The 23,269-nt window shown below is 51.5% G+C and carries 29 protein-coding genes and 2 pseudogenes; 10 read left to right on the top strand and 21 right to left on the bottom strand.

Annotation, left to right across the window (positions count from 1 at the left end; genetic code table 11):
- The first annotated feature begins 52 nt into the window (after positions 1–52).
- The 3 genes from zigA to ACMGGS_RS00390 all read left to right on the top strand — a co-directional run bounded on the left by zigA (position 53) and on the right by ACMGGS_RS00390 (position 2,932).
- Positions 53–1,279: a zinc metallochaperone GTPase ZigA gene (zigA, locus tag ACMGGS_RS00400; protein ID WP_414164579.1), complete on the top strand. Its 1,227-nt coding sequence runs from the start codon at positions 53–55 to the stop codon at positions 1,277–1,279.
- Between the two features lie 89 nt (positions 1,280–1,368).
- Positions 1,369–1,728 (top strand): hypothetical protein, encoded by a 360-nt coding sequence (locus ACMGGS_RS00395; RefSeq protein WP_414164578.1) that lies wholly within the window; start codon positions 1,369–1,371, stop codon positions 1,726–1,728.
- A 19-nt stretch (positions 1,729–1,747) separates the two neighbouring features.
- Positions 1,748–2,932 carry an NAD(P)/FAD-dependent oxidoreductase gene (locus tag ACMGGS_RS00390; protein ID WP_414164577.1) on the top strand — a complete coding sequence of 395 codons (1,185 nt, stop codon included), beginning with the start codon at positions 1,748–1,750 and terminating at the stop codon, positions 2,930–2,932.
- Between the two features lie 29 nt (positions 2,933–2,961).
- Here the strand turns inward: ACMGGS_RS00390 and ACMGGS_RS00385 are convergent, their stop codons facing one another.
- The 6 genes from ACMGGS_RS00385 to ACMGGS_RS00360 all read right to left on the bottom strand — a co-directional run bounded on the left by ACMGGS_RS00385 (position 2,962) and on the right by ACMGGS_RS00360 (position 9,754).
- On the bottom strand, positions 2,962–3,678 hold the full coding sequence (locus ACMGGS_RS00385; RefSeq protein ID WP_414164576.1) for an oligogalacturonate-specific porin KdgM family protein: 717 nt from the start codon (positions 3,676–3,678) through the stop codon (positions 2,962–2,964).
- 90 nt (positions 3,679–3,768) lie between these two features.
- On the bottom strand, positions 3,769–5,007 hold the full coding sequence (aztD, locus tag ACMGGS_RS00380) for a zinc metallochaperone AztD (protein WP_414164575.1): 1,239 nt from the start codon (positions 5,005–5,007) through the stop codon (positions 3,769–3,771).
- A gap of 36 nt (positions 5,008–5,043) precedes the next feature.
- Positions 5,044–5,991 carry a zinc ABC transporter substrate-binding protein AztC gene (gene aztC / locus ACMGGS_RS00375; RefSeq protein ID WP_414164574.1) on the bottom strand — a complete coding sequence of 316 codons (948 nt, stop codon included), beginning with the start codon at positions 5,989–5,991 and terminating at the stop codon, positions 5,044–5,046.
- 57 nt (positions 5,992–6,048) lie between these two features.
- On the bottom strand, positions 6,049–6,891 hold the full coding sequence (gene aztB / locus ACMGGS_RS00370) for a zinc ABC transporter permease AztB (protein WP_414164573.1): 843 nt from the start codon (positions 6,889–6,891) through the stop codon (positions 6,049–6,051).
- Positions 6,892–7,593, bottom strand: coding sequence for a zinc ABC transporter ATP-binding protein AztA (gene aztA, locus ACMGGS_RS00365; protein WP_414164572.1), 702 nt, complete (start codon positions 7,591–7,593; stop codon positions 6,892–6,894).
- Positions 7,594–7,780: 187 nt separating this feature from the next.
- Positions 7,781–9,754 carry a PhoX family protein gene (locus ACMGGS_RS00360; RefSeq protein ID WP_414164571.1) on the bottom strand — a complete coding sequence of 658 codons (1,974 nt, stop codon included), beginning with the start codon at positions 9,752–9,754 and terminating at the stop codon, positions 7,781–7,783.
- A gap of 181 nt (positions 9,755–9,935) precedes the next feature.
- Here ACMGGS_RS00360 and ACMGGS_RS00355 point away from each other — a divergent pair, with 181 nt between their 5' ends.
- Positions 9,936–10,373, top strand: coding sequence for a hypothetical protein (locus tag ACMGGS_RS00355; RefSeq protein WP_414164570.1), 438 nt, complete (start codon positions 9,936–9,938; stop codon positions 10,371–10,373).
- A 186-nt stretch (positions 10,374–10,559) separates the two neighbouring features.
- Complete coding sequence (locus ACMGGS_RS00350; RefSeq protein WP_194208118.1) at positions 10,560–11,120, top strand: Ail/Lom family outer membrane beta-barrel protein; 561 nt, start codon at positions 10,560–10,562, stop codon at positions 11,118–11,120.
- Positions 11,121–11,183: 63 nt separating this feature from the next.
- Here the strand turns inward: ACMGGS_RS00350 and ACMGGS_RS00345 are convergent.
- The 8 genes and pseudogenes from ACMGGS_RS00345 to ACMGGS_RS00310 form a co-directional block, all read right to left on the bottom strand.
- Positions 11,184–11,315: pseudogene (locus ACMGGS_RS00345) on the bottom strand (secretion protein HlyD); the annotation flags it as partial.
- Positions 11,316–11,619: 304 nt separating this feature from the next.
- Positions 11,620–11,949 carry a TA system toxin CbtA family protein gene (locus tag ACMGGS_RS00340; RefSeq protein ID WP_343178703.1) on the bottom strand — a complete coding sequence of 110 codons (330 nt, stop codon included), beginning with the start codon at positions 11,947–11,949 and terminating at the stop codon, positions 11,620–11,622.
- A gap of 20 nt (positions 11,950–11,969) precedes the next feature.
- Entirely contained in the window at positions 11,970–12,287 is a 318-nt protein-coding gene (locus ACMGGS_RS00335) for a type IV toxin-antitoxin system YeeU family antitoxin (RefSeq protein WP_343178702.1), read from the bottom strand.
- A gap of 17 nt (positions 12,288–12,304) precedes the next feature.
- Positions 12,305–12,526: a DUF987 domain-containing protein gene (locus ACMGGS_RS00330; protein ID WP_343178701.1), complete on the bottom strand. Its 222-nt coding sequence runs from the start codon at positions 12,524–12,526 to the stop codon at positions 12,305–12,307.
- A gap of 8 nt (positions 12,527–12,534) precedes the next feature.
- The gene (locus tag ACMGGS_RS00325) at positions 12,535–13,017 is read right to left on the bottom strand and encodes a JAB domain-containing protein (protein WP_414164569.1); all 483 of its coding nucleotides are present in this window, start codon (positions 13,015–13,017) and stop codon (positions 12,535–12,537) included.
- A gap of 8 nt (positions 13,018–13,025) precedes the next feature.
- A complete protein-coding gene (locus ACMGGS_RS00320) occupies positions 13,026–13,487 on the bottom strand; it encodes an antirestriction protein (protein ID WP_414164568.1) in 462 nt (153 codons plus the stop codon).
- Positions 13,488–13,580: 93 nt separating this feature from the next.
- A pseudogene (locus ACMGGS_RS00315) lies at positions 13,581–13,673 on the bottom strand (DUF905 family protein); the annotation flags it as partial.
- Positions 13,674–14,040: 367 nt separating this feature from the next.
- Positions 14,041–14,928: an AraC family transcriptional regulator gene (locus ACMGGS_RS00310; RefSeq protein ID WP_144812388.1), complete on the bottom strand. Its 888-nt coding sequence runs from the start codon at positions 14,926–14,928 to the stop codon at positions 14,041–14,043.
- Between the two features lie 136 nt (positions 14,929–15,064).
- On the opposite strand from ACMGGS_RS00310, the gene ACMGGS_RS00305 reads away from it, so the two are divergent.
- From ACMGGS_RS00305 to ACMGGS_RS00295, 3 genes are all read left to right on the top strand, one after another.
- Positions 15,065–15,808: an SDR family NAD(P)-dependent oxidoreductase gene (locus ACMGGS_RS00305; protein ID WP_144812391.1), complete on the top strand. Its 744-nt coding sequence runs from the start codon at positions 15,065–15,067 to the stop codon at positions 15,806–15,808.
- Between the two features lie 13 nt (positions 15,809–15,821).
- Positions 15,822–16,223: a VOC family protein gene (locus tag ACMGGS_RS00300; RefSeq protein ID WP_144812394.1), complete on the top strand. Its 402-nt coding sequence runs from the start codon at positions 15,822–15,824 to the stop codon at positions 16,221–16,223.
- A gap of 81 nt (positions 16,224–16,304) precedes the next feature.
- The gene (locus tag ACMGGS_RS00295) at positions 16,305–17,300 is read left to right on the top strand and encodes a saccharopine dehydrogenase family protein (RefSeq protein ID WP_414164567.1); all 996 of its coding nucleotides are present in this window, start codon (positions 16,305–16,307) and stop codon (positions 17,298–17,300) included.
- Between the two features lie 51 nt (positions 17,301–17,351).
- Here the strand turns inward: ACMGGS_RS00295 and ACMGGS_RS00290 are convergent, their stop codons facing one another.
- The 3 genes from ACMGGS_RS00290 to ACMGGS_RS00280 all read right to left on the bottom strand — a co-directional run bounded on the left by ACMGGS_RS00290 (position 17,352) and on the right by ACMGGS_RS00280 (position 19,414).
- Complete coding sequence (locus ACMGGS_RS00290; protein ID WP_180256370.1) at positions 17,352–18,092, bottom strand: SDR family oxidoreductase; 741 nt, start codon at positions 18,090–18,092, stop codon at positions 17,352–17,354.
- Positions 18,089–18,571 (bottom strand): nuclear transport factor 2 family protein, encoded by a 483-nt coding sequence (locus ACMGGS_RS00285; protein ID WP_144812405.1) that lies wholly within the window; start codon positions 18,569–18,571, stop codon positions 18,089–18,091. The genes ACMGGS_RS00290 and ACMGGS_RS00285 overlap by 4 nt, the downstream gene beginning before the upstream one ends.
- A gap of 96 nt (positions 18,572–18,667) precedes the next feature.
- Positions 18,668–19,414: an SDR family NAD(P)-dependent oxidoreductase gene (locus ACMGGS_RS00280; protein WP_144812409.1), complete on the bottom strand. Its 747-nt coding sequence runs from the start codon at positions 19,412–19,414 to the stop codon at positions 18,668–18,670.
- 137 nt (positions 19,415–19,551) lie between these two features.
- On the opposite strand from ACMGGS_RS00280, the gene ACMGGS_RS00275 reads away from it, so the two are divergent.
- Together ACMGGS_RS00275 and ACMGGS_RS00270 are read left to right on the top strand one after the other, a co-directional pair.
- Entirely contained in the window at positions 19,552–20,154 is a 603-nt protein-coding gene (locus ACMGGS_RS00275) for a TetR/AcrR family transcriptional regulator (protein WP_180256371.1), read from the top strand.
- Between the two features lie 11 nt (positions 20,155–20,165).
- Positions 20,166–20,561 (top strand): VOC family protein, encoded by a 396-nt coding sequence (locus ACMGGS_RS00270; RefSeq protein WP_144812415.1) that lies wholly within the window; start codon positions 20,166–20,168, stop codon positions 20,559–20,561.
- 678 nt (positions 20,562–21,239) lie between these two features.
- Here the strand turns inward: ACMGGS_RS00270 and yfjT are convergent.
- Genes yfjT through ACMGGS_RS00250 form a run of 4 tightly spaced genes read right to left on the bottom strand, consistent with a single transcriptional unit; the run spans position 21,240 to position 23,149 of the window.
- Positions 21,240–21,707 carry a protein YfjT gene (gene yfjT, locus ACMGGS_RS00265; protein WP_343178833.1) on the bottom strand — a complete coding sequence of 156 codons (468 nt, stop codon included), beginning with the start codon at positions 21,705–21,707 and terminating at the stop codon, positions 21,240–21,242.
- Positions 21,708–21,730: 23 nt separating this feature from the next.
- On the bottom strand, positions 21,731–22,171 hold the full coding sequence (locus ACMGGS_RS00260) for a YfjS/YafY family lipoprotein (RefSeq protein WP_032230808.1): 441 nt from the start codon (positions 22,169–22,171) through the stop codon (positions 21,731–21,733).
- A complete protein-coding gene (gene ypjK / locus ACMGGS_RS00255; protein ID WP_001144029.1) occupies positions 22,171–22,407 on the bottom strand; it encodes a protein YpjK in 237 nt (78 codons plus the stop codon). Before ypjK ends, ACMGGS_RS00260 begins: the two co-directional genes overlap by 1 nt.
- A 40-nt stretch (positions 22,408–22,447) precedes the next feature.
- The gene (locus ACMGGS_RS00250) at positions 22,448–23,149 is read right to left on the bottom strand and encodes a WYL domain-containing protein (protein ID WP_414164566.1); all 702 of its coding nucleotides are present in this window, start codon (positions 23,147–23,149) and stop codon (positions 22,448–22,450) included.
- Positions 23,150–23,269 lie beyond the last annotated feature (120 nt).

Below are 23,269 nucleotides of genomic sequence, written 5' to 3'. Positions count from 1 at the left end.
ACATAACAATAATTAATCGGATGTTCATGTATTGAAAGAAAAGGGGGTAAACATGTCAACTCTTACAGCAGGGAGCGGTAATCAACGGAGACTGCCCGTCACCGTACTTTCTGGTTTTTTGGGGGCCGGTAAGACAACGCTACTTAACCATATTCTCAATAACCGCGAAGGTAAGCGTGTAGCGGTGATCGTCAATGATATGTCTGAGGTAAATATAGACGCAGCGCTGGTCAGAGACGGCGGCGCTGAGCTTTCCCGCACGGATGAAAAGCTGGTAGAAATGAGCAATGGCTGTATCTGCTGCACGCTGCGGGAAGATTTACTGCTGGAGGTGAATCGGCTGGCGAAAGAGGGCCGTTTCGATCATCTGGTCATTGAATCCACGGGGATTTCTGAACCGTTGCCGGTGGCGGAAACTTTTACCTTTGCCGGTGACGACGGGCAAAGTCTTTCCAGCGTCGCCCGGCTGGATACGATGGTTACCGTGGTGGATGCCTTTAATTTTCTCAACGATTATGAATCGGTGGACAGTATCGGTGCGCGCGGGGAATCGCTGGGCGAAAACGATCGCCGTAGCGTGGTCGATTTGCTTATCGATCAGATTGAATTTTGCGATGTGCTGGTGCTGAACAAAACCGATCTCATTAATGATGCCCAACGAGAAAAATTAACCGCCATCCTCCGTTCGCTCAATTCACGGGCGAAAATTATCACTGCCCGGTTTGGTCAGGTTCCGCTGGAGCAGGTACTGGATACGGGGCTGTTCGATTTTGATAAAGCGGCAGAAGCGCCCGGCTGGCTAAAAGAACTGCGTGGCGAGCATACGCCGGAAACAGAAGAGTACGGGATCACCAGCTTTGTCTTCCGCGCCAGACGGCCTTTTCATCCGGCAAGATTCTGGCAGGTGATGGAAAATGCGCTGACCGGTGTCGTGCGTTCAAAAGGCTATTTCTGGCTGGCGAGTCGTGCGGAGTTCGCCGGATCGTGGTCGCAGGCTGGCGGCGTGGCACGTGAAGGGCTGGGCGGTATGTGGTGGGCCAGCGTGCCGAGGGATCAATGGCCGACGGATGAGGCGTCACTGGCGTATATCCGCGAAAACTGGCTGGAAGGCGTTGGCGATGCCCGTCAGGAACTGGTGTTTATTGGCATGGATATGAATAAAGCCTCTCTCACCGCCAGCCTGAATACGGCGTTACTGACCGATGAGGAGATGGCAGAAGGCCCCGCAAAATGGCGACACTACCCTGATCCGGTCGCGCCGTGGTTTGAAGATCAATAACGATGGCGCGGGTGTCTGAACCGCATTCCGCCTGAGGCCGCCTATACTTACCCCTGACTTAAACGTTTATCACGATGAGGAACACGACAATGGCCGCGAATAATAAACAGGACCGTATGCCCTATTTTATTTATCTGTGTGAGCAGCGCATTCTGGCGCAAAATATTGACGGCCATATTATTGATATCGGCGGGTACCAGACGGAAGAGGGCGGAATTTCCTGGCTCCTGGATGGCAACAAAGAGCAAGGCGAGGGGATAAATACGGAGCGGGAAGCGCTGGATGATATTGCCGGTAAAATCGACTTTCTGTTTCTTGACGGCCAGTTTACCAGCCTGCCAGATTTGTCGGCTGATTATGGCGATAAGCTGGAAACTGCCAGCGCGAAGCAGATTGTGCTGAATGAGCTGAGCGACGCATCCGACACGCGGCCGGATGCGGAACACTGATATCCTTACGGGAGGAACAATGACCGTAAAAAATATCGCCGTGATCGGCGCTGGCGTACTGGGTCTTTCCGTTGCCCGCTCGCTTGCCCGACAGGGAGCGAACGTCACGGTTTTTGAGCGCAGCCAGCCAGGTGCCGGAACAAGCAGCACGACCTTCGCCTGGATTAACGCTAACGGTAAAAATCCGCAAAGCTATCATCGCCTGAATGCGCTGGCGATTGATGAACACGTGCGTCTTCAGCAGGAAAATACCGCCCAGGGACGCTGGCTATTACAAACGGGCACTTTCGAGTGGGCTGGCGGAACGGCGGCGGAAGAACGGTTGAATGCCCGGGTTAACAAATTGATGGCGCTGAGCTATCCGGTGCAGTCCGTTACGCCGGAAGCGCTAAAACGCGCCGTGCCTGAAATTCGTATTGCTGCCGGTGCCGGCAAGATGTGGTACTTCCCTCATGAATGTTTATTAGTGCCGTCCGTATTTATGGCGGGACTGGTTGCAGAACTGCGTGCCCATAAGGTCACTCTGCAAACCGACAGCGACGTTTCAGACGTGCGGGAAAATAGCGCGGGGGCAACGTTAAAGCTGGCGGACGGCAGCGTATGGAAGGGTGACAGCGTTGTCATCGCCACGGGGCGCTGGTCGCCAGAACTGATTGCCAGACTGGGTCAACCGCTGGCGATGATAGATGCAAACCAGCCGAATAAAATCGCCTGCGGGTTTCTTGCTACCACTAAGCCGGTATTGACCCAGCTTCAGTCAAACTTGATCACCCCCGAACTTAACGTTCGGCCTGAAGGCGGCGGGCGACTGCTGCTTCAGGCACCTGATCTGGATGAGTATGCTAACCCCGCCAGCCCGGCGGCGGTTGACGGATTTATCGGGGAAGAAATGCTCAGGCGGCTGCGGCGTTTGTTTGACAATATGACATCGGCCCGTATCGACAATATTGCCGTCGGGCAACGCTCCCGACCGGCTGACGGCTTGCCGGGGCTGGGCTATATCTCTTCTCTGCGCCGCGTTTATTTAATGGTAACCCACAGCGGAATGACTCTTGCACCCCTGCTGGGCCGCCTGTGTGCCGACGAAATTATCCATGATACGCGCTCCCCGTTGCTGAGCGACTTTTCGCCACAGCGACTGCTGGGAAAAACGGCGGAACAGTTTCCGGCGTTCGCGACGCTTCATTATCCGGCTGCGCAATAATTCGGGCGGCGTCAGCCGCCCGTTACGCCTTAAAAGTTATACGTGACCCCAACACGATAGCGCGTCTGGCGTTCATCAGTGTATTTACTGCCGGAGACGTTACCGATGGCGACGTAAGGCTTCCAGTTTTTATCAACCGAATACGCCAGTTTAAGATCGTGCGACCATTGATAGCTTTTATTATTAGCGACCGGCGCAAAGAAGGCGGTGTTGGTTTTATGGTATTCCAGTTCGTAATCCAGACCCCACTGGCTCAGGAAGCGATACCCCAGTACGGAGGTAATGGTCACGCCGTTCTCCGAGGTCTCTTTTTCAGTATTCCTGTTTGCGCTATAGCGTTTATAAAACGGGCGATAACGCAATGACCAGTTTACATCTTCTGCAATATTGATAATGCTTTTAATATAGGGGCGATAGTTTGTGTAACCGCTGTCGGAAACAATATTCAGACCGCCTTCGAGAGAATAGATCTTGTTAAAGCCATACAGGTAGCTGGGCGTCACCTCAAAACCGTCGCTGGTATTTTCATGATAGATTTTATTATTTTCAGCATCAGTGTCGCCCGTTTTCCATTTCACCTCCGATGACAGCCCAAAGCCATTAGCAAAACGGTGAGAAAGTAATAGTCGGTCTTTATGCGTATTTTCTGCCCGGTCCTGCACTTCGTGACGATAATCAATGCTGAAGGCGAGCGCATGAGTACTTAAAAGCGCGGTGAGCAAGAGTGTTATCAGGTTAGTTTTCATTAAAAACAATTCCAGTGGCAAATTGAAAGCGAATATCAGCAAAGTAAAAAGGAGCAGACCTGCCGGGAACGCAGGCCTGAGAAGATAAGATTATTTTTCCTGTGAATTGTGATGGTCATGGTTATGACCGTGGACCATGCCGGAGCCGCCAACGGCAACGATATTAAACGGCTGACCGGCAACGTTAATTTCGCCCGTCTTTTTAAAGCTGTCGACATCCACCACGTCTATTTTGCTTTTCAGCGGGTCGGTGACGAAAATCTGTTTGTCCGCAACGGCAATACGCGGGCGCGGATCGTTCCAGTGACCGTCCATGGAATACGGTTCGGTTAACGTAACTGACTTGCTAATCTCGCCTTTTAAGACGTCGATCTGATGCAGTTTTCCATCCTCGGTAAAGACGTAAGCAAATTTCGAACGTACCGGGTCAACGACAAAATGAACCCGGCGGGTGGGCAGCTGTATCAGACGGAAGCTATCGGTTTCGGTCGGGTCGACCAGGATAATACGGTCCGGCCCGTAATTACCGATAAAATACTGCAGCCCTTTGCCGCCAATCAATGTTGAGGTGCTACCTTCCGGGAGGGAAGCGGCATAAGGAAGATGTTTAATGACCGGCACATCATCTTTCTGGGAAATCAGCAGAAGTCCCGTTTCGCAGGAGAGGGCAAAAATATCGCCCGAACCGGCTGAGCCATGCAGGCCCGGGCACGGAGCATCCTCACCCACTTTTTTCCCGTCAAGACCGACGACGCGCGCGCCAATCGGCCGTTTTGCGGCATCTTCAGGATTGGGAATAGAAACAACCGCATAGCGATCGTAAGGCACCGCGACGCCATGATGAGGCGCAACGACGTTAACCCGGATAATCTCTTTCTTACCGGCCAGTACCGCTTTTTCACTTAAGATTTCCGCGTTGTCTTCACCGTCGAACCACTGGGCGACTTTCCCCTGACGCTCAACAAAATGGCCCGGTTTTTTACCGGTTAAGGTCAACTCCAGCAGCCGCGGAGGATCAACATCAATATCCGCATGGTCGCCATGATCGTGAAACGCAATGCCGGACGATATCACGGAGACTTCGCCCGCGCTGCCCTGGATTGCGAATACGGTGGCGCCGCTTTCGCTGCGGGCTAAATTTGCCGGTCCTTTAACCGGAAAGGTCGCCATTTTACTGCTGTTCAGCGCGTCAATGACCGTCACTACCGGCTTATCGTGATCGGCAACGAATAACCGCCAGGCGTTGACCTCTTCATCGGCGTGCGCAGGCATTCCTGCGAGGCCGGCCATCAGCGCCGAAACAGACGCTGCTAATAAACGTTTTTTCATAATGATCTCCAGTATGTCAGTTATGCGGGCGAATAATTACCGGCGTGGTTTTCCGTTATTCACGGCGGTGGTAAGGGTTGTAACGTTATGCTCCATCATGGCGAGATAGGTGGAGGCGGGACCGGCGGGATCGGATAAGGCATCGGAATACAGCGTTCCGGCGACGCTAAGACCGGCTTCAGCCGCAATTTGTGCCACCAGACGAGGGTTGGAAATATTCTCTGCAAATACTGCCGATGCTTTATTTCGCTTAATCTCTTTTAAAATACCGGCAACGTCAGCGGCGGAGGCTTCCGCCTCGGTCGAGATCCCCTGTGGTGAAAGGAAGTGAATACCATAATCTTCTTCAAAATAGCGGAACGCATTATGTCCCACGACCACGGTGCGTTTGTCCTCGGGAATGGCGGCCATCGTTGTCTTTATTTTTTGCTGTAGTGCGTTCAGCTTACTGGTATAGGCGCGGGCGTTGTCCTGATAAAACGTGCAGCCGGATCGATCTGCGGCGCAAAAGGCATCGGCAATGTTTTTCACATAAATTTTGGCATTGGCGATGGATTGCCAGGCGTGTGGATCAAAAGGTGCGGCGTGAAAAACCGCCTTGCCCTCATAAAAATGATAATGACCGCCTGCCGGATCGCGAATGATATGCGCATCCTTCGTGGTCTCTGTTACCGGCGCGGATGTTTCGCTTGCCGCGATCAATCTCTTTATAAAGCCTTCAAACTGTAAACCGTTAATCAAAATAACATCGGCTTTAGCCATCGCAATCGCGTCGGCCGGAGACGGTTCGTACACATGTGCATCGCCGTTTGGACCCACAATGGTACGCAATGTAATACGATCCTGACCGATATTTTTCGCCATATCGCCAATAATCGAAAAGCTGGCAATAACGTTAATTTTTGCGCTGACCTGCCACGAGGTTAATAGCAGAAATAACAGCGGGACATACTGATAAAATGATACTTTTTTTGCCTTTTTCATTGGCAATTTCTCCTTTTATTTTCAATCATGACTAATGAAATAAGGGGTGGAATTCATTTAGTGCTTGCGCAGCATGATGCTCATCGCTGAAAAAAGATAAAAAACGCCTCCCGACAATATAATTGCCGGCCCGGAGGGCAGGGAAAAATGAAACGAGAGCAGCAGGCCAGCCAGGCAGGAGAGTATTCCCAGTAACGCTGACAGAATGCACATGGACGCGACGCGCTTTGCCCAAAAGCGGGCGGTCACTGCGGGTAATATCATTATCCCTACCGACAATAACGTCCCCAGGGCCTGAAAACCCGCCACCAGGTTTAACACCACCAGCGCCAGGAAAATAAAATGCACCGGCGATCCTAAGCCTGAAACGGAACGCAGAAACAAGGGGTCAAGGCATTCGGCAATAATTACCCGCCAGAAGATAAAAAAGAGGAGTAGCGTCGCAAACGCCACCGCGGAAATTAACAGCAGCGCATCGTGGTTTAACGCCAGAACGGTGCCGAAAAGCACGTGCATTAAATCAACGCTGGATCCCCGCAATGAGATAATCAGCACGCCAAGCGCCAGCGCAATCAAATAAAAAGCGGCCATTGAGGCATCTTCTTTTTGGATGGTTAAACGCGAGACCGCGCCAGCACTAAGCACCACCAGCAGGCCCGCGAGAAGACCGCCGAGGGTCATCGGCAAAATATCCAGGCCATACAGCAGAAAACCCATCGCCGCACCGGGAAGAATGGCGTGAGACATGGCGTCACCCATCAGGCTCATACGGCGCAGGGTTAAAAATACGCCCACCGGGCAGGCGCTTAATGAAAGCAGCACGGAGCCATAAAGCGCATTGCGCATAAAGCCGAATGCGGTAAAGGGAGCAACAAACCATTCATAAAGCCATCCCGTCATTCAATTCGCTCTCTTATCTGCGTGGTCATCATCTGTGCCTTGCTTAAGTACCGCCAGCGTCTCGCCCCAGGCCATAACCCTGCCGTTTATCATCAGGGTCTCTGGAAAGTGCTCGCGAACCAGGCTCATATCGTGGATCACCACCACCACGGTGCGTGACTGGGCGTGCCAGCGTTTGATCAGCGCCAGCATGTCGCGCGTTGTCTTCACATCAATGGCGTTGAAGGGTTCATCAAGCAGAATAAGATCCGCATCCTGAAGAATGACGCGGGCGAAGAGCGCCCGCTGAAGCTGGCCGCCGGATAACATCGCAAGCGGCTGATTTTCAAAACCGATCATTCCAACCTGTGCCAGCGCGTCCGAGAGGCGTTGACGATCCTGCTGGCGATGACGGCGAAACGGGCCTCGCTCGGGCCACAAGCCGAGCGAAACGATATCCCGCACGCAGGCCGGAAAGCTGCGGTCCAGCTCCGATAGCTGCGGCAAATAAGCGATTCGCGTCGGGTGATGAATAATGCATTCGCCGTCAGACGGCGGCAAAATGCCCGCGATCCCTTTAAGCAGCGTTGATTTACCCGATCCGTTAGGACCAACCACTGCGGTAAGCGACCCTTTGCGTACCGAGCCGGAGACGTTGTGTATTACCGAAAAGCCGTTATAGCCCAGCGTCAGATTTACCAGCTCTACTGCATCGCTATTCATACCAGACGTGATACCATACCGTTGTTTACGAATTGCAATGTTATAACATAACAATTTGCAATGTAAACGGTAAATGTCATTTCGTTAGCAGGAGGGAAAAAGCTACGGGCAGGAGGATATCTGGCAGTGCAACAGGTAAACGCCCCGGGCGGCTATCAGAACAGGATGCCCAGGGCGTGATGAAGATTTACAGGCCGATCATTCCGCCATCGGCTTTGGTAATCACCACTGTTGACGAGCGCGGACGCCCATTCGGATTGGCATCCGGCCAGTTAGACACCGCGCGAGGATTGGCCGGATCGGTCACATCGTCACCGCCTTCTCCGGGATGCTGAATATTGATAAACAGCGTGCGGTTATCCGGCGTAAAGGCAATCCCGGTGATCTCGCAGCCGCGCGGTCCGGTGAGGAATCGACGATATTCATTGGTGCCGGGAATGGTGGCGACCATCTGGTTATTGCCCATTCCGGCATAATCTTTCTGGTTGATGGTGCTGGAAGAGACGTCGGTCTGGATCCACAACACGCCGCGATGGTCGAATGACAAGCCGTCCGGGCTGCCGAACTCCGCGCCCTGCATCGATCCTTTGGCTTTGGCATCCTTATTATCCGTGCGTCCTGCCAGCACCAGGATATCCCATTTAAAGCGTGTGGCCGCCGGATCGCCGTTTTCTTCATTCCAGTGCATGATATGACCAAACAGATTGGCGGCGCGTGGGTTTGCAGCATCGGTGGGCGCTTTGCCCTCCATACCGCGATCGCTGTTATTGGTCAGCGTGCAATAGACGCTGCCCGTGCTGTGCGGATCCACGGCAATCCACTCCGGCCTGTCCATTTTGGTTGCGCCGACCGTATCCGCCGCCAGACGAGTTTTGATCAGCAGATCGCCCTGATTTTCAAAGCCGTTGCTCTTATCCAGTCCGTTCTCACCGAAGACCAGCGGCAGCCAGTCGCCGCTGCCGTCGTCGTTGAATTTAGCCACGTACAATGTGCCCGACTCCAGCAACTGCATTCCCGCCTCGCGGTTCGCTGAATCGTATTTTTTATCCGAAATAAATTTATAGATGTATTCGAATTTCTGATCGTCGCCCATATAGACAACCACACGGTTATCCGACGCCAGCGTTACCGCCGCGCCCTCATGTTTGAAGCGCCCCAGCGCGGTATGCTTACGCGGGGTGGAGGAGGGATTGTAAGGGTCGATCTCCACCACCCAGCCAAAGCGATTCGGCTCGTTTGGCGTTTTATCGACGTTAAAACGATCGTCCACTTCATTCCAGCGGTAGGAAGCGTCGGTGTCGCTAATGCCGTAGCGCTTCTCCAGCGCATTACGTTCTGCCTTCTTCACGAAAATATCGGACCAGTTTTCTTCGCAGGTGAGATAAGTGCCCCACGGCGTAAACCCGTTCGCGCAGTTCTGCATGGTGCCCAGCACCAGTTCACCCTGCGGATCGGCGGCGGTTTTCATCAGATCCTGCTGACGCGCCGGGCCGGTAAGCTGCATCGGCGTGTTAACGGTGATCCGTCGCGCATACGTTGAAGGGCGCACGACCTGCCAGTCGTTACCGCTCTTTTTCACTTCAATTACCGACACGCCCATCGCATTCTGCCCCTTGAGGGCTTTTTCGTGACGCCAGTTGGCAACGCCGTCTTTGAACAGCATCCCGTTATCAATATATTCATGGTTCATCGCCAGCAGGCCATGCGACGGATTATCTTCGCCCTGCGGCAGGCTAAACCAGGCCATGCCGTCATGGTGCATCCCGGCCTGCGCGGCCTGCTCTTCCGTGGTATTGCTGCCGTCCATTTTAAATTCAGGCAGGTTACCCTTCAGGCCCACCGCGTCACCCCAGCGGTAGAATGGGCGCGCAATATAGCCTTCCGGCACGATCACGGTATCGTCTGTCGAGAGCGGAATACTGGTAAATCCCAACGCGACGGCTTTTGCCAGCGGGGAAGGGCGGGTCAGCGCGGCGAAGGCGCTTTCCGTGCGCATCAGCGTCGGGAAGGAGACGGCAGCACCTGCGATTGCGCCCGCCTGTAAAAAGCGACGGCGGGAAAGGAAGACATCCGCCACCTCGGAGAATACCGGGTTAGCGCTGGGGTTACTGATATCTTCGCAGTGTTCTTTTTTGAATACGGAGTGTAATGGTCTGCTCATCGCGGCTTCCTGTCAGTTTGCCAGAGGGACAAAAGTTGCAGGCCATACTAGAAAACGTGTGTTACAGATTTATAACATTTGCGCAGATTAACGCCTGAGCGTCCGCCTGACGCTACCAGAAGCAGGGAGGGACGAACGGCTAACATCTGCTACGATAAACTTTTCACGCCCGGGGAGCCTCATGTCGTTACGTAAAACCATTACACTGGTCGGTTGCCTGCTTCTGTCCATGCTTTCAGGCTGTAAAAATCATCGGGTTGAACGTACCGTGGTCTATGAAAATACGGTTTACCACTGGCGAATCGATCACGTCGTAGATATCTTTTTACCCGACAATAAACGCCAGTACTACGAAGTATTTCTCAACGATCGCCTGCTTATCCTTCCGGGCCATACGTTCAACGATAAAAATGATATTCGGGAGTTTATTGCCGCAGGCGGTTTTGATATCGGCCACTGGCGGAATAAATCGATCGTGGTGAGCTTTGAAAATAGCCAGTTGCGTGACGGCCATGAAATACGCCTGATTCGTTCTGTGATGCTGACCCCGGTAAATGAGAAAGAGGTTATCGTGACGGATATGGTTACTCAACAGCAGGTTATTGCTGAGCTTAAGTAGGATAAAATAATTTTCCTACTATATTTCGTTGGGACGATCCTGCTATATATCCTCCTTTGAGATTAATCTGTATTTCAACCCCTTCACATAAAAGTAACAATAAGCTTCATTCAGTAAGTAATATTGTCATTTACTGAATGTGAAGCGGGATCAGGATAATTTCTGACAATATATAAAGGATAAAAAGTGAAAAAAATCTCTCTGGTCGTAATGCTTGCAGGCAGCCTGGCAAGCGGCATGGTGATGGCAGATAACCATTCAGTATCATTGGGTTATGCTCAAGGTAAAGTAGAGGGTTTCAAAAATATTCGCGGCGTAAATGCTCAGTACCGGTATGAATTTGATTCGCCATTCAGCGTGCTGGGTTCATTCACCTATATGAAAGGCGATGAAAAGCAGGATTACTATTATTATGGTGATGCAGTCCATAATGATATTGAAGCGAAATATTATTCTCTGCTGGCTGGCCCCGCGTACCGTATTAATGAATACGTGTCGTTGTATGCTTTAGGGGGTGTTGCCCGTACTAAAGTTGATGCCCATACCACCTGGCGTAATGCGGGCGACGGCTACGTCGGTCGTGAAAGCCTTAGCGAGAAATCTACCTCATTCGCTTATGGCGCTGGTGTCATTATTAACCCAGTTGAGAATTTAAGCGTTAATGTGGGCTATGAAGGAACAAATATCGATATCGACGGCGATCGTTCCATCAACGGGTTTAACGTTGGCGTAGGTTACCGCTTTTAAGCGATGAGCCACTATGCTGCCAGCGAATAACTGGCAGCATAGTGACTGGCACCACATACTTCTCTACCGCTCCCGCAGCGCCTCTTTGGCACGGTTAAAGGGTTTTATCAGGTAATCGACAATCGTTTTCTCCCCGGTTTTAATATCGACCGTCGCAATCATCCCTGGTGCGATAGAAAAACGGCGTCCGTAGTTAGTTAAAGCTGGCATCTTAGATAACAAAAAAGCCCGCAGGCTTGCGCCATGCGGGCTTTCGACTTCTACGGATGACTCTGGAATCATCTTCGAAGAATTTTGGTGGGCTGGCGGAGTCTGAATTTGTTATGTAACTTGTTGTTAAATAGATTATAATCTTCAGTTCAATTTTCATTTTGGTCCCATTGTTGGTCCTAAAAGAAAATATCAGGTTTTTTGCAGGGGAGGGGAGGGCAGAGTAGAAGTCTCTTCGTCTGTGTGATTAGCATTTTAATTTCCCTTAGTTTGCTCTAAATTTAAGCGTTTATTTCACGTTAGTTTTTAGCAAGCCGGTAGAGCGCCTTGCTCGCAGAATATCTACTACGGAAATATACGGGGTCTGCTCTTGCCATGAAAATCCCTTTCGGTCGATACGAACTAGTTCGTACTTATCCACCAGAAAGTTGACTGCATCGGCCAGGGTGATCCTTGCATCAATATGTTCCTTAATAACAGTTTCATCACTGAACGGCGTGTCGCTCAGTGTCAGGCCATAGTGCTGTTCCAGCAGACGTGTCAGTAACATTTGCCAGACAGCCACGGGCGACAGACAGGGCTTCGATGCCTGCGAAATTTTAGCAGATAGAGTTTTCATGCTTGCTCTCGTGAAATTAGTTAGCTTTGAGTGGGATAAACTGCGATGTATACGTAGCCGCAACTGCCAAGGGTGTCGGCTTCGCAGATAAAACCGTTGTGGTAAAGGGTGACGCAGTGGGCATGGCGAGGATTCATTTCACCAGTGGTCAGCATCGATTCCATCTGACTGATAAAATGCGGAAATGCCGCATCCAGCTTAAGACATTCGGCGTTACTAAACTTACCGGTGATACTGGCCCGGTCATCCAGATAGTGCAGCCGGTTGCCCTCCTGCACCAGACGTGCTCCCAGGCGCGGCGTGAAATCCCGCTGCAGGCCCCATCTAGTGTTGCTCATTTATAACCTCTTTATTGTCAGTTCAGGGTGATACTCATCAGACAGGTATAAGGTCCGTTGCGGTCCTGGCGGCGTTCGGCGTATATCGCCAGCACGCCGGGAATGTCAGGAACGGCCAGACCGGTGTAATGAAAGACACTACCGTGCCACTGGTATTTTCCAGTGCAGTAGCGAAATATTCGGGACTCGGGATGCTGGCGATATATCGTCATTTCCCGGCGTTTACTTATAATTTTCATGTAATACCTCACAGCAGACCGTGTTCTGCGAACGAATAGATTTGCCTGCCACCGACAATCAGATGGTCAGGGACGCGGATATCAACGAGCTGAAGTGCCTGCACCAAACGCTGCGTGATGGTCTTATCTGCCTGGCTGGGTGTGATGTCACCGTAGGGATGGTTGTGCGCAAATAACACTGCTGCCGCATTGAAGTACAGGGCGCGTTTGACCACCTCGCGGGGATGTACCTCGGTACTGCTAATAGAACCGGCAAACAGGGTTTCGTGGGAAATCAACTGGTTCTGCTGGTTCAGATACAGCACCATAAACTCTTCGCGCTCCAGTCCCGCCATTTTCAGTTTCAGCCAGTCACGGGCAGCCTGAGTAGAGGTGAATGCCACGCCTGTTTCGCGCAGGTGTCGATCAAGCAGTGTTAAGGCGCGTTTTATCGTGCGTTGTGCGGTTAGTGGAAGTATCGGACTTAGTGGGCTAAGTGACTGTTCCATCATGGGTATCCTTAATCAATAATGCGCAAAATGGCGCTGGATTCAGGGTGCTGCAGGGCGTAATCCCGCAGGCGGTAATAGTGCTCAGTCATGGCATCACATTCGGTGCGACAGGCGTGATGGCTGTATTCAATCAGACAGACAGCGATACCTGCGGCTTCCGCGCTCATTTGCGCACCATTGCCGTTCATGCCGTTGAACAGATGCCTTTTATCGTCAACGTCAGCATCAGGGGCCATAAACGCGCCGCCATTGCTGAGCGTGTAAAAGGACCAGATACCACTGTTGTACTCGTCACAGAAGCGGTCCATCCAGGCGAAAATGTGGGGTTCCAGCGTTATCCATTGTGGGATAGAGCCAAAGTACTGCGGCCAGAAGCAGATACTCTGTTCGTCGGGTATCTGCGTTACGGTCAGTTCAAATTCGGATTCGTTAGCAGCAGATGCGAGGTTGTTTTTTGTCGCTGTTGTCATGGGTATGTATCCGTCAATAAAAAAACGCCAGCGGCGATGGCTGGCGTATGCGGTAATAATGAGTGTTCGGGAAGATTAAATGTTGCTGGTAAATCATGCTGAGCCAGCAGATGGATACGTCCGTACGATGCCTGGCTTGCGGGTATAGCGGTTAAGACCTTCACCGGCATCCGGTTCAAAGTTCCATGCCTGCCCTAGTCGTCTTCAATGTTAACGCCGGTGATACTGGCAGGAACCAATGGCCCTGCTGCGCAATCAGCCGATACCCACTACGGTAGGTCATAAAGCGATTAGTGAAACGACTTCAAACCTTCAGAATTATTCATTACTACCCCCCTGAAAAATAATAAAAAAGCGGCAGAATCGTGAGATTCTGCCGTTAGTTATGTATGTTCAGAGGAATGATATATATCTGAATATTTTTATAATGCTGATAGGCCGTTTTGTGCCAGAAGCGGACATTACCGGCAATTGAGTTGATTTGATTTGTATATAGAGTGCTGTAGAGTTCTCATGTTTTTCTTTTCATAGAATTTCCCAGACACTAGCAGGTCTATGTGTTTCTGAGCCAAACTATATTTTTCTGATCTGATGAAGGCGAAAGGCCGAAATGACGTTCATATTCCCGACTGAATTGCGTATGGCTTTGGTAGCCGACAGCATGTGCTATGGCCGTGATGCTGTCGCCAGTTGTGGCTAACTTCAACCGTGCCTGCATCAGGCGAAAACGTTTTTGGTACTGGACAGGGCTGAGCGCAGTGATCGCCCGAAAGTGGCGATGAAATGCTGAAACGCTTAATGCCGCCATGGCGGCCAGCTCTTCTACCCGCACGGCTTGCATATAGTTTTGTTTCAGCCAGTTAATCACTTTATAGATCCTGGCAAGATGCGATTCTGGCGTGGCAATATCACGCAGCATCCAGCCCTGCGGCCCCTGAAGAACCCGGAATAAAATCTCTCGTTCATACGCGGGTGCTAAAGCAGGGATCTCCTCTGGCTTGTTGAGCAGTCGCAGCATTCTCAACCAGGCATCGAGCAATTCGGACGTAACCGGGGCGACAGAAAATCCGGCGTTATAAAGATGCGTTTTATCTGAACCCGGCATGCCATCCAGTAATTCAGCAATAATCTCAGGCTTCGGTGTCAGACTCACCGCAAGATAGGGCGCCCCGGTTCGCTCATCGGCAAAGACTTTGCCGACTGCGGGCAGATCCACCGACATCACAAAGTAAGTGGCAGGATTGTATTGCCAGGTTTTATCTCCCACCGTCATGCTCTTGAAGCCCGTGAGTATTAGATTAATCATCGGCTCATAGACAGCTGTAAGCCGGTGCTCAGGAATTTCCCCCTGTACCATCGCGACACGCGGTATAGCGGTTTCGGTGATTTTATTCCCGGCTTTTGAAGCCAACAGGCGCAGTTCAGCTAATTTTTTTTCCATCCTGTTTAAATAACACGGCATGGGATCGACAACAAGATTAAAGCAGGATTAGGCAAATATCAGAGAGGATTACAGGAGTCAGGGGCCGACGCAATGCGTAACCTTGAATAGGTTATTATTTCTGTCAGGAGTTTTTATGGAGCATGTTCTGATTACCGGCGGAAGCCGCGGCATTGGGGCCAGCACGGCGATTGAGTGTGCGCGTCGTGGATTTGGCGTTATCCTTACCTGGAACAGCAAGCCGGAAGCCGCCAGCCAGGTGGTTGAGCGTATTCAGGCCGACGGGGGACATGCGTTAGCGTTGCAGCTAAACGTAGAAGATGCCAATAGTTTTAGTCAGTTTCGTTCAAATCTCGAAGACGCAATGGAATCACACTGGGGAGCCAGAGCACTTCACGGGTTGGTCAACAATGCAGGATATGGTCTTTATAATCCCATAGAGACAGTCACTGAAGCGCAGTTCGACAGCTTAATGAACGTCCATTTGAAAGGGCCTTTCTTCCTTACCCAGACGCTGCTACCACTTCTACAACCGAATGCTGCAATTGTTAATCTCACCAGCGCCACCACCCGTGTGGCAACCGCCGGTGTAGCGCCGTATGCAACATTTAAAGGTGGCCTTGAGGTATTGACGCGCTATATGGCGAAAGAGTTTGGTGAAAGGAAGATCCGGGTCAATGCCGTGTCACCCGGTCCAATTCGTACTGAGCTGGGTGGCGGTTTAAGTGATGAATTCGAAGCATTGCTGGCTGGGCAAACAGCCCTTGGCCGAATTGGTGAGCCTGCCGACGTTGCCCGCGTCATCGCCAGTTTACTGTCAGCCGACAATGGCTGGATTAATGCCCAGACGGTAGAAGTCGCGGGTGGTTATATCATCTAATCGCGGAGCTTGTATGCTGGATCATATCTTTATTACCGTAAGCGATACTGAGCGCTCAATCGATTTTTATGAGCGTGTTCTGCCCCTTCTCGGCATCACTAACCGTCACGATTATGACGGCAGCAATGGCCCATCAGGCCATCCTGACCTCAAGGGGTTTGGTGCCAATGGCCGGGTGTTTTTCTGGCTCAGACCGGGAACACCTTATCCGCAGGCCGTTCATGTTGGCTTTGTGGCAGACTCCGAAACTATGGTCATTCAGGCTTATGCAGAGGCAATTGCGGCAGGCGCAGCAGGGATCCATCCGCCTGGTGCTCAGCTGCACTATGACCCGTGCTATTACGCCGCCCAGGTGAGAGACCCGGATGGATATAGTCTGGAGTTTGTCTATAAAAGCTGGCAGCACGGGCACTGAAAGCATGATGCTGCAAGGTAAGATCTGGGGTGTAACCCTGGCAATGCCAACTCTCATTACCTTTTAAAATGCAATAACTTTATGAAAAAACTCATGATTTACGGTGCGTCAGGCTATACCGGGGCGATGATTGCACGTCACGCGCTGGAAGCAGGTCTGACAATAATCATTGCCGGGCGCGATCGGGAAAAACTGGCATCGATAGCATCAGAACTGAAGGTCGCTTTCCGGGCTTTCAGTCTGGATGATCCTGACACTATTGATGCTGCTCTTGAGGATATTGATGTACTCATAAATTGCGCCGGTCCGTTTTTGTATACCGCGCGCCCGCTAATCAGTGCGGCAATCCGCCAGAAGGTCCATTACCTTGATGTGGCCGCCGAACTGGACAGTTACCAGCTTGCTGAAATCTTCGATGAAACCGCCGCAGCGGCAGGTGTGATGTTGCTGCCTGGCTGTGGCGGAAGCGTAGCAATGTTGGGATGCCTGGCGGCTCACGCCACCGCGCGGATCAAAAATCCGGTCCGTATATCGCTGGCACTGCATGTCACCGGAACGATGTCGCGTGGCTCTGCGGTAAGTGCTACTGAGAATATGTCCACCGACTGTCTGCTGCGCCGCAGTGGTCATCTGATAAAACGGGAGTCAACCGAGCTGAGAAATTTTGATTTTGGTAAAGGGCCGCAAGCCTGTTTTCCCGTAACGCTTCCCGATGTCATTACCATCTGGAAAGCAACGAAGATACCTGATATCGAGACTTTCGTATATGTTTCCGGCGAAGGGTTTCCGCAGGGCGATTTGTCTGATCTGCCCGATGGTCCGACAGCTCAGGAACGTGAAGCCAGCCGTTATCAGGCGGTTGCGGAAGTCGTCAATGCAGATGGCGATACCCTGCGTATGTTGCTGGATACATTGAATGGATATAGCTTCACCGCGCTGGCAGCAGCGGAAGCCGGGCGCAGAGTGCTAGCGGGAGAATGCCTTCCAGGCTTCCAGACCCCGGCGGGATTATTCGGCAAACACTTCGCCGAAACCATCGCCGATACCCGGATTATGTTATCTGAGAATTCGCGTTGAATAAAAAATAATAAGCTCCCCCACTTACACAAGGGAGCTTACGAATATTCCTTACCAGGGTTGTTGGCCTTGCGGGCCAAAGAATTTTCCCGTTGGGCCATCGGTTTCAGCCAGCGCCATTCTGATCGCGGACATCGCCCCCTCTTCCGGCGTGAGATCGCCGGTATTGCCATTGAGATCGGTTTTCACGTGCCCCGGTTCGACCACATTCACCTTAATGCCCTGGGCCGCTAACTCCTTAGCAAAACACACCGTAACCGCACTAAGCGCCACTTTCGAAGCACTGTAGCTAAGCAGATTTACGCTTGAATAGATTGATGACTCATCCGTAATCAGCGCCAGCGATCCCACGCCGCTCCCCAGCATAACCACCCTGGCCTGCTTTGCCGCCCGGAGCAGCGGAAGAAATGCCTGGGTTACCCGTACCGGGCCGAACAGATTAACTTCAAACGTCGCTTTCATATCGGATAAGCGTGTCTGAGTCGGCGTAGCTGAGGCATCAAGTAACACGCCTGCGTTGTTTACCAGTACATCCAGCCTGTCGGTGGCCGCAGATAAAGCGGCCGCTGCCTGCTGTACGCTCACGTCGTCTGCCACATCCATCATCAGCAATTGTACTGAGAGCCCTTCCGCCTGTAATTGCTCAATGGCTTCTTCGCCGCGCTGCTGATTACGAGCTGTGATCCAGACATGAAATCCCCGTTGCGCCAGTCCTTTTGCGATCGCAAGGCCAATACCTTTATTTGCTCCTGTGACCAGTGCTGTGCGCTTACCCGATGTGTTCACCGTCATAGGTTCGCCTCTGCATTCGTACCGCTGACATGAAAACGGAGATCCCCGATCAGATGAGGAACAACGGTACGATGTACAAACTGCCATTCACCGTCAATCAGCGCAAAGCGGTCTTTGTAATGGCCCGTGCATATCGGTTGCAGGGGGAAACCAGGCAGCTCCTGATGAACAGTAAAGTAACTGCTCGTTGAAGCCTCACCGCTGAGCGGATCTCCTTCAATAATAATATTGCTGACGGCATGCCAGGTGCGAGGTGTGCCGTCCTGGTGGCGCTGAATACCTGAGGTCAGAAATTGTTCAATTTCATCCCTGCCCGTAACCTGATGACCAGGTGCTTCCAGCGTGGTATGACGTAACAGTTCTGCAACCTGCTCGAATTTCCCACTGTCGAGCAGATAAGGGTAAGAGTTGATGAGGCGAGTAATGTCGCGTTCAGCCTGTAGTATCTGGAGCAAATCTGTTTCATTTTGCGAAGGCATAACAGTATTTCCTGTTGGTTGACGGAGAAATACAGGGGTGGTAACAGATAACTGTGCACCTGTACCACCGAAGTAATGTCTGGCTGGCTGGGCTTGTCAGGTCTGGGATGCCCCGCCATCGGCGAACAGTTCAATGCCGTTCACATATCCCGATTCATCACCCGCTAAAAATGCCACAGCAGCGGCAATCTCTTCAGGCTCGCCAATACGACCCAGTGGGCTTTTTGCGGTAAGAAAGGCAAGTCCTTCCTCCGCTTTATCGCCAAAAGCGATTCGCAAAGACGAAGTGTTGGTCGGACCCGGGCTGACAATATTGAGGCGAATACCCGAGCCATGCAGTTCGGCCACCCAGCTCCTGACCATGTTGCGCACTGCGGCCTTGGTCGCGCCGTAAATACTCATTGCCGGGCCGGGATCAATCGAAGCGGTAGAACCGATAATGACCACACTGGAACCGTTTTGAAGCAAAGGCAGAGCTTGTTGAACAGTCAGCACCACACCTTTCACATTGGTCGCAAACTGCTCATCAATTTGCTGTTCTGTTATCTGACCGAGAGGCGCATGAACACCGCCACCAGCATTTGCCACCAGGATATCGATATGCCCGGTTTCTGTTTTGATCTGTTGGTAAAGCTCATCAAGACTTGCCTTGTGACTGACATCTGTCTCTATTCCACTCGCGTTTTCGCCCAGCGCTATCACTGCCTGACTGAGCTTTTCTGCGTTTCTGCCAGTGATCACTACCTTCGCACCGTCATTAATCAAGCGTTTTGCTATAGCCAGGCCGATACCGCTACTGCCGCCAGTAACCACAGCAACTTTGCCCTCGAGACGCTTATTCATGTACATACCCTCTGTTTTTTTGTAGTGATCACTATAAACAGAAGTAAGTGGCTTGTCATGAACAAATTGTAGCGATCACTACATTCATGCTGTAAAATAACCATCAGTTTTTAATGACAAGGTAGGGTGATTAGCATATGAGTGAGGCACTACATAAAGTCAGAACACGCCGGCAGACCTTTGATCGTGAGGCAGGAGTCGAGACGGCTCAGGCCCTTTTTCATCAGCGGGGTTATGATGCAGTAGGACTTTCTGAACTCACTAAGGCAATGAATATCAATCCACCCAGTTTTTATGCCGCCTATGGCAGCAAAGCAGGGCTGTTTGATCGATGCCTCGCCCGATATGTTGAGGAAGGTAACCTGCCAGCTGATAAAATCCTTAAACCTGGACGCCCCCTTACCGAAGCGATTGAGGAATTATTTATCACGGCAGCACGGCTGTACGTGAAATCATCCCTGCGGCGCGGCTGCCTGGCCGCCGAGGGGATGCGCGCAAGTGATAACCAGGCGCGGGAACTGGCAAATCAGTACGCAAAACCAGGAATGCAGTTTATAGAGGATTACATTCGTCAGTCAGAACCTGAAAGAGCGAAAGAACTGGGCGATTTCGTCGTCACAACCTTACGCGGGTTTTCAGCTGCGGCTGTAACGGGCTTAACGCGTTCCCGTTTGTTGAAAGTGGCGCGTATGAACGGGCAGGCTTTTGCTGCATTACTGAGTCTGAACTCTGACACATAACGGGAGCTTTTATGTCTGTCATCGACCATCTTGAAATTTCAGTGAAAAATGCGCCGTTATCGCTGCGCTTCTATCAGCAGGCACTTGAGCCATTAGGCTTCAGACTGGTTATTACTCAGGAGCCAGCCAAAACACGTACCGGCGGTTTTCGTTATGGACTTGGGCCGCAGGGCTATCCCCGTCTGTGGCTGCATGACAATGAGGAAACCGGTGCGCCGTTGCATCTGGCTTTTTCTGCTGATGAGCGCAGCATAGTGGATGAATTCTGGAAACGGGCCATTCAGGCGGGTGGAAAAGATAACGGAGCACCGGGAGTTCGTAAGCAATATCATTCACAATACTATGCTGCGTATGTTTTTGATCCTGATGGCAACAATCTGGAAGTCGTCTGTCAGCGAAGCATGTAAGATAATCAGATATGCGTATTGTCTTAAGCAGACGCTTAATTTCAGCGTGAATTACAATCGTAAATTTTTATCTGGATTAGCAGGCTTAGTGGTTAGGCATTTCCGTTGCTTAACGCCACGATGTTCCGCTTTTCGCTCACAGCGGACCTTCAATCCAGTAAGTATGTCCGCTTCGTGCTGTGAGTCCAGCGATTATTGCAAGAATCGAAATACGCTAACCAACTGGGATCGGGGTACGTCGGCAATCGAAGCTGCAGGCAGGTAGCTCCTGCAGCCAGTATTGTTAACATTTTAACAGCAGCACTCTGCTTCTTTTTCACTACATTCTTCACAAATTCTGCAAGAGCAGAAGTCCTCAAGGTTATTGCACTGGCTACATTTTTTGCAGGTACAGTCCGACTCTTTCTCGTCACAGTTCTCACAAGTTCCACAAGTACATGCACTCATCATGTGTGCACACTTATCACAAATTTTACCCATAGCTTCTCTCAACCGTTAAATAAACAATCTCAACATAACACGTGATTATTTTATCATTTCTATATGGTCAACTAAAACTGGCCATTGCGCTCATTATTCGGAAGTGCCTGGACTAATTGGTGGAAATAAAAAGGAAAAAAATAAGCCCTGGCTGCCTCTGGCAGCCAGGTATGTTGTTATGGATGGAAAGCACAACAGTCACTCGTTCGTGCAGTCTGCTAATGTTGGCAGTGCCTTCGTAGCGTTTGTCAGGTCAACGCTGAAGGTCCCTGCTTTGCGGTCATTGACGTAGACTTCGAACTGCTTGGCCTTGCGGATATCCATGATGAAACTAAACCAGGCATTATCCCCGTTACGCCAGCCAAGGGTTGAGGGAATGGCATATTGCTTATGGTCCATCACCACTGTGATGTCGGTACTGTCATCATGCGAGCTGATCGTTTTATCCCCTGCGAGGGTCAGAAAAACCGAGTGCTGGTAAATACCGTTCTGGTCCGGATTTTCCGTACAGTTGATGGTAAAAATTTTCCCACTTGCATCCGTCACGCTGTATTCCGCATTGCCCTGACCATAACCCTGCTGCCATAGTCCGGGAACCGCTGAGGCATTAAAGCTGGTAAGCAGCACGCCTGAGAGCACATACCGGCTTAGTGAACGTACTTTCATTTCCGTCTCCTTTGTCTTTGTATTTATTCCCGGTTATCAGGATTTGAGGGGATCAGCAGCCGTCCCATCAGTTTGCCGTCATGGGAATATTCAAGGAAACGCTCCCGGGTGCGCGGGTCAGTTTTCTCGTGGTATTGCAGGCTGATGTTGTCGGCAATACACAGCGCATTCATCAGCGGCTGGACGGTTTTCTCCTCCATATCCACCAGATAGTAGTAACTGCCACCCTCGCAACCATCGGGCGACTGGCGGGTGCGTAAGACCTGCAGAGTGGGGCCAGAAAGAGCAATCTGCGACCATTCTTCCCTGACATCATCCTGACGGCTGACCACATCGCTGAAGCGCGGAGGCGTGAGGTCCTTAAATTTACTGATAGCTTTGAGGTCATCACTCCTGTCATCGCAGGCGCTCAGAAACAGAGAGGTGGCAACCAGCGCCAGCAGAGGTAGTGTTTTACGCTTCATTATTTTTTCCCTGAAATCAGACGAACCACTTTGGCAAAGACATAAATTCCCACAAAAATACCCACCGGCACGCCGACGAACGGCGTCAGCGCGACACTGGCAGCACCGGCTGCGCCACCTCCCGTCAGTAGTGCGGCAACGGTTGCAAGTGTCAGGGCCGTGAGGCTGTCGGACACTCCGGTTTTGTTCAGAATGATGACGATGATAACAATGGCGATAATGGCAATAACGGGCATTGGGCTCCTCCCTGTTGCCGGGTTGATAACAACGCCTGCGCTATTCCGGTGGGCTGTCAGCCGGAACAAACGTAAGCAGTGAATGCTGGATAAAGCGAAAATGGGGTAAGGCCTGAATGAAGACCGGGTCTTCAACCAGGCGACACAGACTGTCATTGCGGCGAAAAGTCTCCTGCAAAGGCTGAATCAGATGGATTTCATCAAGTGTGAATACGGCGATATGCCCTTCGTGTTCAGCCACCAGATACCAGGTCTGCTGGTGGATGAGTAACCGGCAGGGAGCCAGGCGCTCACAGCGTCGCCCCTCCGCAATCAGCGTCACCCGCCTGCGCCCGGTAATGGCCTGAATCAGTCTCCAGAAAGACAATGCTACTGAAGGCGAAGGAACCGGATTGGCTAGTGCTATCACGCAGGGAGACTCATCGCACATCAGCAGTGCATTCACCAGACGGCGGTCAAGGCCGGGAAAAAGCCCAGCCAGCCCGCTGCGGTGGGCAAAGATAAGCACGTCGGGCACCATCTGCATCTCACTGCCAGCAGTGCGTAAGCGGCAGTATCCGGACTGATACTCCAGGTCCAGATACATCAGTCGTTCACGAAAATCTCGCCGCAGCGTGCGCACTGACACGCCAAACTCAGCCGCCAGTTTGCGCACGCTCAACGTTTCACCCGCAACCAGACGGCTGATTATCAGTGACAGCCTGACAGCCAGCCGGTCATGGCGGCGTTCTGCCTGTGTCATGAGAGGTTCTCCAGGAAAGTTAACTGACTGAAAATGATGTGATTACTTTAAAGAGGGGGGCGGACAGGGTATGGACAACGCAGAAACTATTTTTTATTTCTGCAAAAGCCAGATGTAACG

The sequence above is a fragment of the Superficieibacter sp. BNK-5 genome (assembly GCF_047456055.1).
GTDB lineage: Bacteria > Pseudomonadota > Gammaproteobacteria > Enterobacterales > Enterobacteriaceae > Superficieibacter.
This window is presented reverse-complemented; position numbering and strand designations above follow the sequence as displayed.